We start from the raw sequence: 7,338 nt of genomic DNA on the forward strand, positions 1-7,338 counted from the left end.
AATGAACGCGAATTTAGATCAAAAGCTTTTCAATCTTTGATTTTAAATTTTTTAATCCCTAATTCGTACGATTCGCGTTAATTCGTTACCACTAATCTTAATTTTTAAATAGATTTCAAACTTCAATTTCTATGTTTTTGTTGTAACTAAGATTATCTTTAACCACAAAGTTCGTTGTTGAACCTTAATTTTTCATCATAAATTTAGAGATTAAAAAGATTTAATTAAAATAAATATCACAATCTATCAAATATAATATTAGAGATTTCTATTTTTTAATGATACCAAGAAGGGAGCCTATAATGACGTCCTTTAAAAGAAAACTATTTATTATAACTATAATTATATTAATTCTATCAATATCGCTTATATACAGTTATAAGCTCTCCATCAAAAATAGATTAATTGAAAAAGAGACTATTCTTGTTCTAAACTCCCATAATAATCCCCCTCTTTATTTTTTGAATGAATATAAAAATTTAATTATTTTTATCATTGTCTTGATAATTTTAATATTATTCTTAGTAATAAATAATATTAGAATAAATAGTGTTAAAAATAAACTCCATAAAGAGACCGAATTTAAAGAAAATATAATTAATACAGCCAATGCTCTAATCTTCATCTTAGATTCTAAAGGAAAGGTTATCAACTTTAATCAATATGCCGAAAGAGAGACTGGTTTTAAAGCTGAGGAAGTTTCAAATAAGAATATTTACGAAGTACTTATCCCTCAAAACCTAATAGAGGAAGCTAAAGAGGTATTCAATCCCCTTTTTAAAGAAGAAAAGATTCGTAATAGAGAATTAGCTCTACTCTGCAAAGATAGTAAACAGAAACTCATCTCTTGGAGTATCTCACAGATTGTAAACTTTAACAAAGAGGTTGAAGGAATCCTAGCTATAGGAATAGATATTACTAAACATAAGCAGACTGAAGAAGCCCTCAAATATCAATCCCTCCATGATTCATTGACTGGATTAGCAAATAGAGCAGGCTTTAGCAAACAGTTACAAATTGAAATTGAAATTGCCAAGCATAACAATGAAAAACTTGCAGTATTCTTCTTAGATATCGATAGGTTTAAATTAATTAATGATATTCATGGTCATCAAACAGGAGATTTAATATTATTGGAATTAAGTAATCGCTTAAAGAACGCTTTAAATAACCGAGAAATGATTGCTAGAATGGGTGGTGATGACTTCATTGGAATCTTACCACAAATTCAGAATCATAAACATGATATTCCAGAGATCACCCAACGATTAACTAAGATATTTGATAAGCCGTTTATTGTTAAAGATAATAAATTTATACTGACTGCTAGTATAGGGATTTCCTTCTACCCTGATGATAGTCTTCAGGAAGAGACACTACTTAGAAATGCTGACACAGCAATGTATAAAGCTAAAGAAGAAGCAGGAACATCCTTTCAATTATATAATAATAATATGAATTTACAAGTTAATAAAAAGTTATCTATGGAACAAAGTTTAAGAAAAGCTATCCAAAATAAAGAATTTAGAGTCTACTATCAACCAATTGTAGATATTAAAACAGGAAAGATAAAAAAAGCAGAAGCTTTAGTAAGGTGGAAGCATCCTACAGAAGGTCTGATATCTCCTGGAAGATTTATTCCTCTAGCTGAAGAGACTGGTTTAATCGTCCCTTTAGGAGAATATGTGCTAAAAGAAGCCTGCCTTCAAACTCAAACATGGATAGATCAAGGTTATCCAGCAATAGAAATCTCAGTAAATTTATCTGCTCAGCAATTTCATCAATCTAATTTAACAGAGACTGTTAAAAACACCTTGACAGAAACAAGGTTAAATCCAAAACTATTAGGTCTAGAAATTACTGAGAGTCTAGCTATGGAAAATATTGAGCTAACCTGCTCAATTCTAGAAGACTTTAAAAAGATGGATGTTAAGATATTATTAGATGACTTTGGAACTGGTTATTCATCTTTAAGTTACCTTACTAAATTTGCTGTAGATATCATTAAGATTGATCGTTCTTTTATCAGTGACTTTCATAATAATAGTAAGCGAAGTGCTATTGTATCAGCTATTATAGCTATGGCTAATAAACTAACGATGAAGACTGTAGCGGAGGGTGTAGAAAATTGGGAAGAAATTAAAGTTCTAAATGATTATAAATGTGACGAAGCTCAAGGTTATCTCTTTAGTAAACCTATTCCTGCTAGAGATTTCGAAGAGCTATTAAAGAAGAATATAGAATTTAAAACAGAAGCTTTAGAATAAAAAGAGCCATAATTTATGGCTCTTTTTCAACTTATTATCTAATATTTAAATAACCACCTAAGATAGTTTTCATCTTTGCTGAATCTAGAGAGTTCTTAGAATGAATTAAATAATTATCTCCCTCTAAATCAGTTATAAAATCTTCAAAACCAATACCCCTTAAATAATTCTCTACATCAGATATACTATCGTTTCCAGTTAAGAGTACTTTATTTCCTACAAAATCATCATTGACATAGATATGATATCTATCATGGTACTGCTTCTGTCCATTACCTAGCATCTCCCCGTTTTGATAAAAATCAGCAGAGAAAAGTCCACTAAAGCTCCAATGATTATTAAATAGTACTATTTTTTACATCTCCTTATGAATTTGATTTATTTCTTAACTTTAAGTATATCCTTATTTTATTTATTTAATAAATAAAATACTTAAAGAAAGCAATTCTTTTTCAAAAGAATCAATCTCTTTAAGTATTATTTAGCTAGTCTTTATAACTTTTTAGCAATTATCCCATAATGATTCCCACTTAGTTCTATCTCTTTTAGCAGTTTGATATTATGGTCAGTTAATAACTTAGATAATTCCTCTAAACCTATGCGATGGTTAAAAGGTGGTCCGCTTTTACTCTCAACCTTCTTCCATTCAATAATAGCCAGTCTCCCTCCACTTTTCAGCTTATGTAAATAACTCTCCAAAAACTTACCCTTATCCTCTATCTCATGAATTACATAGGAAATCAAGATAAAATCAAGACTATTATCCTTTAATTTAGCACTATATTCCTCTGCTTTAATTAATTCTATATTCTCAAAACTATTATCTTTGATCTCCTCACTTAAGCAAGCCAACATCTCCAAAGAAGTATCGATAGCATAAACCTTTCCAGTTGTACCAACTATCTCACTGGCTGGAATAGTAAAATAACCTATTCCACAACCAACATCAGCTACTTTATCACCTTCTAATAACATCAACTTCTCTAGTGTCTCTTTAGGAGGCATTGCCTTTCTTCTCTCTGGATTATCTAATTTATGCTTATTTTTAGGATTAAACTTGTGCACCATCGAATCTACCCCTTTACTATATAATCAAAATATCTTTTCTAAAATTCCTTTCATATCTTCAGCGGTCGGCTCTTTAGGATTATTTCTCATATCTTCATGGTCACAGGCTGCTTGTCCCAACTCTAATAACAAATCCTCTTCTACTCCAAAATCTCTCAATTTAGCCTTTACACCCAATCTCTGATTTAACTCTTTTAAATCTTCCACTAAAGCAGTTATAGACTCTTGTTCAGTCAACTCATTAACCTTAATCCCAAAGGCTTCTGCTATATCTAAATAAGCCTCTTGAAAGTCCCGGGAATTATATTCAACAACATAAGGTAATACCAGAGCAACTGCTAATCGATGGGAGATATTATATTGTCCACCTAAGACCATCGCCAAAGCATGTGTTGCACCTACCCCTGCTTGGGAGATAACAATCCCGCTTAAGGTAGCTCCTAAAGCAAGCTGAGTTCTTGCCTGCAGATTACCTTCATCACTAACAGTATCATAAATAGAATCTCTAATCAATTCCATAGACTCTAAAGATAATAGATCCGACATAATATTCCCCTTTGGTGATAGATAAGCCTCCATCGCTTGGCATAAAGCATCTATAGCAGTATGGACTGTAACTTCTTTTGGAAGAGTAAAGGTTAATTCAGGATCTACTATTGCTACTTGTGCAAAGATATGTGGGGAGAATAATACTCGCTTATTCTCTTGATCACTAATAACTGCAGCTGGAGTTACTTCACTTCCTGTTCCAGAGGTTGTAGGAATAGCAACTATGGGAAGTACATCAGAAGTAATCCCATCAACTCCTATCTTTCCATCGACAAAATAATCTTTTATCTTGGCAGGATGGCTTCTAGCTACAGCAATTGCTTTAGCAGTGTCTATGCTACTGCCTCCACCCAAACCAATGATAAACTCACTGCAATTATCTTTAGCAAATTTGCTCCCTCGTTCTATCAATTCTACCGCAGGTTCTTCTGCTACTTCAGCAAAGACATCATAGTCTATCTCTGCTTCATCTAAATACTCCTCTAACATTGCCAATATACCTACCTTCTCTATAGTGGAATCTGTTACTACTAATGCTTTATTTCCATATTCACTAATCAGTTGTCCTAACTCACCTAATTTGCCAGGACCAAAGGCTATCTTGGTAGGGGCATAATATTCAAAATCAAACATATTTATCACTCCAGTCTCTAAATTTTATATTATTAATAGTATTGCATTATTTACTATTTCTAATCTTAAAATTTAGAATATATCTAGAGTATAGGTATGTGAATTCAAAATGAAACTCAATGGATATATTATGAAAGTTTAGTAATCGGTGACAAGTGACGGATAACAAGTAAAAATCTACTCTCATTACTTGTGCTTCTGGTTCTTTTAATTTTTCATAATGGAATATTTGAATTTTAGATTCCACGAAGAGTCTTTATCCTTTTAAAGACTCATAGAGAAAAATTCTCAATGAAATTTTTCTTATCTACATAAATAAGAGTAGCAAATGCTACTCTTATTTGGTGGCTCTTAGTACCTTAATTTTTTCATAGTCACAGCAAGGACACTTATAATGGTTGATTAAGTTATTAATATCCCTTGCAAAGATTACTAAGACTTCTCCACACTTCTCACACATACTCTCCAACTCCTTATTAAAGTTATAGACTTATTTGAGTACTTGCAGTACAATTATACATTTTATTACATTAAATTTAAATTATTTTACTGGTAAAATAATGATTTCTATTTAATATATCAAATATGTGATTAATCAAAGAACAAATTGGGCTACGCCCAGTCTTATACTCAAAGCCTTAAAAATAATTCAAAACAATTTTTAGCAACGAATCTCACTAATTCACGCGAATTTAAGTCAAAACATTTTTAAGATCTAATTTAGTTTTTAAATTTTAATTCGTGCTATTCGCGTTAATTCGTTGCTACTTTTTTTAACCCCTTTAAACAAGTTATCCACAACCTCTAAAAAACATGATTTCCTTAATAATAAAAGAGTTCTATCTACTATATATAGTAAATAGAACTTCAGATAAAAAATTGCCTGTTAAGATGATTCTACTCTTGTAAATGATAATTCATCTTGATTCCAATGATAAATCTCTTCAATATCTAAAGAATTAAGTTCTTGACCTTCACTCTGCTTTAGATCTTCTACTTTTAGCTCTTGCCTCTTAGCTCTAACTATAATTTCACCTTTAGAGTTAAAAGAGATATCTGCTTCTTCTAATTTGATTAACCATCCTTCTTCTAAAGGCTCAGCCACTTTTAGATAAACAACTCTTTCCCAAAGCTTTCTTGCTACTAAATCTTTATCTATCAGATAGATAGATCTGCTCGTACTTTCAAAAAAAGCACCAAATCGTTCATCTAAATACTCATCTGCTACTATAACTTTATAATCTAGCTTAGGAAGTTCAATAAAGTTGAGACCTACGATAGGCAACATATCCTTTATAGTTAGCTTGAGCTGATATTTAGTGTTTGATTCAATAAAGATTGCTAACAAACCATTATCTTTAGAAAGAGAGAGAGCTACTATCAATTCTTCCTTCTTATCTCCACAAACATTAGCAAACTTTATATCTGTTTTAAGAGTAGGATCATCTAAACAATTACTTAAATCTAACCTTTTTAATATTCTCCGACTCAACTCTTTTTTGATTTGCTGCTTATCGCCTTCAACTTCCCCTTTTAAAACTAACACATCATCTTCATTTACTGTCAAATCTTTATCAAATACAGATTCTAATCTTTCTTCTGCAAATACTGGTTTTAAATTGCCTAACAACATCATTAATAGCAAGACAGTAACTAAAACCAGTGATTTCTTGTTAACTCTCACCTCCTTGTTTATAGTCTGTAACTAAAGCAATCAATTCATACTTTAATTTTAGAAAGTTAAATAAATATAGATATCCAAGTCTAAAGTGTAATTTAATGGATATATTGTAACACTTTTAAAATTAGCGTGAGTGTGTGTGTGAGTGTGAGTAAACCTCAATAAAAAGAAGTTTTACACACTCACACTCATAGCTCACACTCGACACAAAGTGTCGCATTATCTCTCTATTGTTTCATTCTAGAGTTGTTTATCTATATTCAAATAGTAAATCAATAAAAGAGGCTTTGGAGAAATTTCTCCAAAGCCTCTTTTATTGATAAATACTCTTATGCTGTTGCTTGCTTCTTAGCTTTACTCTTATCTAAAAACGTGACATTCTTGGCTACAATCCCAGTCTTATAACGCATTTCACCACTATCTCGATCCTCCCAACTATCTATCTGTATCCTTCCTTCAACTGCTATAAGTCTACCTTTCTCTAAATTATCTGCACATTGCTCAGCTAACTTCCGCCAAACCTCTACATAAATAAAGTCTGCCTTCTGCTCCCCATCTTTGCTCTTATATTCTCTCTCAACAGCTACTACAAGGGTTGCTTTTTTGATACCACTTGAAAAAACCTTCAACTCTGGATTACAAGCCAATCTACCGATCAAATTAACTTGATTCAACATTCAAACTCACTCCTCTTCTTTTATTTACCCTTATAATAACCACAATTTACATATTTATACATTGTTATTTTATTTTTTAAGTATGGAATCTATAAACGAGCAAATTTCAAAGCAATTAATGTAAATTGTTAATTTTAAGCCATTCTATACTGGTGATATAGATATGTTAATCTAGGATTTAATGTTTGTTTGACGCCACAGGTTAAAACACTGTGGCTATTTTAAAAACATAAGATTTCCCTAAAGGGAACTAAAATAATATTAGCCTGAATGAATAGCCTAATCATAGCAGATGTAAATTAATGTAATTATTTTTGCTCATTTATAGTATGGAATTTTAAAATGAAGCTTAATGGGGATATTACGACAGTTTAAGTTTTAGCTACGGGTTTTAACCCGTAGTGTAACATGTCATCATCACCACAGGTTGAAACCTGTGGCTAGTAAATTTATCATTATAAAA

The 7,338-nt window shown here is 31.2% G+C and carries 7 protein-coding genes; 1 reads left to right on the forward strand and 6 read right to left on the reverse strand.

Annotated features, from left to right (window positions below):
* The first annotated feature begins 500 nt into the window (after positions 1–500).
* Entirely contained in the window at positions 501–2,267 is a 1,767-nt protein-coding gene (locus ACTCDL_RS12800; protein WP_463177307.1) for a sensor domain-containing protein, read from the forward strand.
* Between the two features lie 34 nt (positions 2,268–2,301).
* On the opposite strand, the gene ACTCDL_RS12805 is transcribed toward ACTCDL_RS12800, so the two are convergent.
* From ACTCDL_RS12805 to ACTCDL_RS12830, 6 genes are all read right to left on the reverse strand, one after another.
* Positions 2,302–2,550, reverse strand: a complete 249-nt coding sequence (locus ACTCDL_RS12805; protein WP_463177311.1) for a hypothetical protein — start codon at positions 2,548–2,550, stop codon at positions 2,302–2,304.
* A 209-nt stretch (positions 2,551–2,759) separates the two neighbouring features.
* A complete protein-coding gene (locus ACTCDL_RS12810) occupies positions 2,760–3,335 on the reverse strand; it encodes a class I SAM-dependent methyltransferase (protein ID WP_463177314.1) in 576 nt (191 codons plus the stop codon).
* Between the two features lie 24 nt (positions 3,336–3,359).
* Positions 3,360–4,517, reverse strand: coding sequence for an iron-containing alcohol dehydrogenase family protein (locus ACTCDL_RS12815; protein WP_463177317.1), 1,158 nt, complete (start codon positions 4,515–4,517; stop codon positions 3,360–3,362).
* A gap of 337 nt (positions 4,518–4,854) precedes the next feature.
* Entirely contained in the window at positions 4,855–4,977 is a 123-nt protein-coding gene (locus ACTCDL_RS12820) for a hypothetical protein (protein WP_463177323.1), read from the reverse strand.
* A 426-nt stretch (positions 4,978–5,403) separates the two neighbouring features.
* Positions 5,404–6,201, reverse strand: coding sequence for a hypothetical protein (locus ACTCDL_RS12825; RefSeq protein ID WP_463177326.1), 798 nt, complete (start codon positions 6,199–6,201; stop codon positions 5,404–5,406).
* A 326-nt stretch (positions 6,202–6,527) separates the two neighbouring features.
* A complete protein-coding gene (locus ACTCDL_RS12830; protein WP_463177329.1) occupies positions 6,528–6,875 on the reverse strand; it encodes a single-stranded DNA-binding protein in 348 nt (115 codons plus the stop codon).
* Between the last annotated feature and the right edge of the window lie 463 nt (positions 6,876–7,338).

It is taken from the genome of Orenia sp. (assembly GCF_055140805.1).

Excerpts from the sequence above, each read along its gene's own strand:
- ACTCDL_RS12830 (WP_463177329.1), bottom strand. The coding sequence starts at position 6,875 with ATGTTGAATCAAGTTAATTTGATCGGTAGATTGGCTTGTAATCCAGAG.
- ACTCDL_RS12805 (WP_463177311.1), bottom strand. The coding sequence starts at position 2,550 with ATGCTAGGTAATGGACAGAAGCAGTACCATGATAGATATCATATCTAT.
- ACTCDL_RS12815 (WP_463177317.1), bottom strand. The coding sequence starts at position 4,517 with ATGTTTGATTTTGAATATTATGCCCCTACCAAGATAGCCTTTGGTCCT.
- ACTCDL_RS12820 (WP_463177323.1), bottom strand. The coding sequence starts at position 4,977 with ATGTGTGAGAAGTGTGGAGAAGTCTTAGTAATCTTTGCAAGGGATATT.
- ACTCDL_RS12810 (WP_463177314.1), bottom strand. The coding sequence starts at position 3,335 with ATGGTGCACAAGTTTAATCCTAAAAATAAGCATAAATTAGATAATCCA.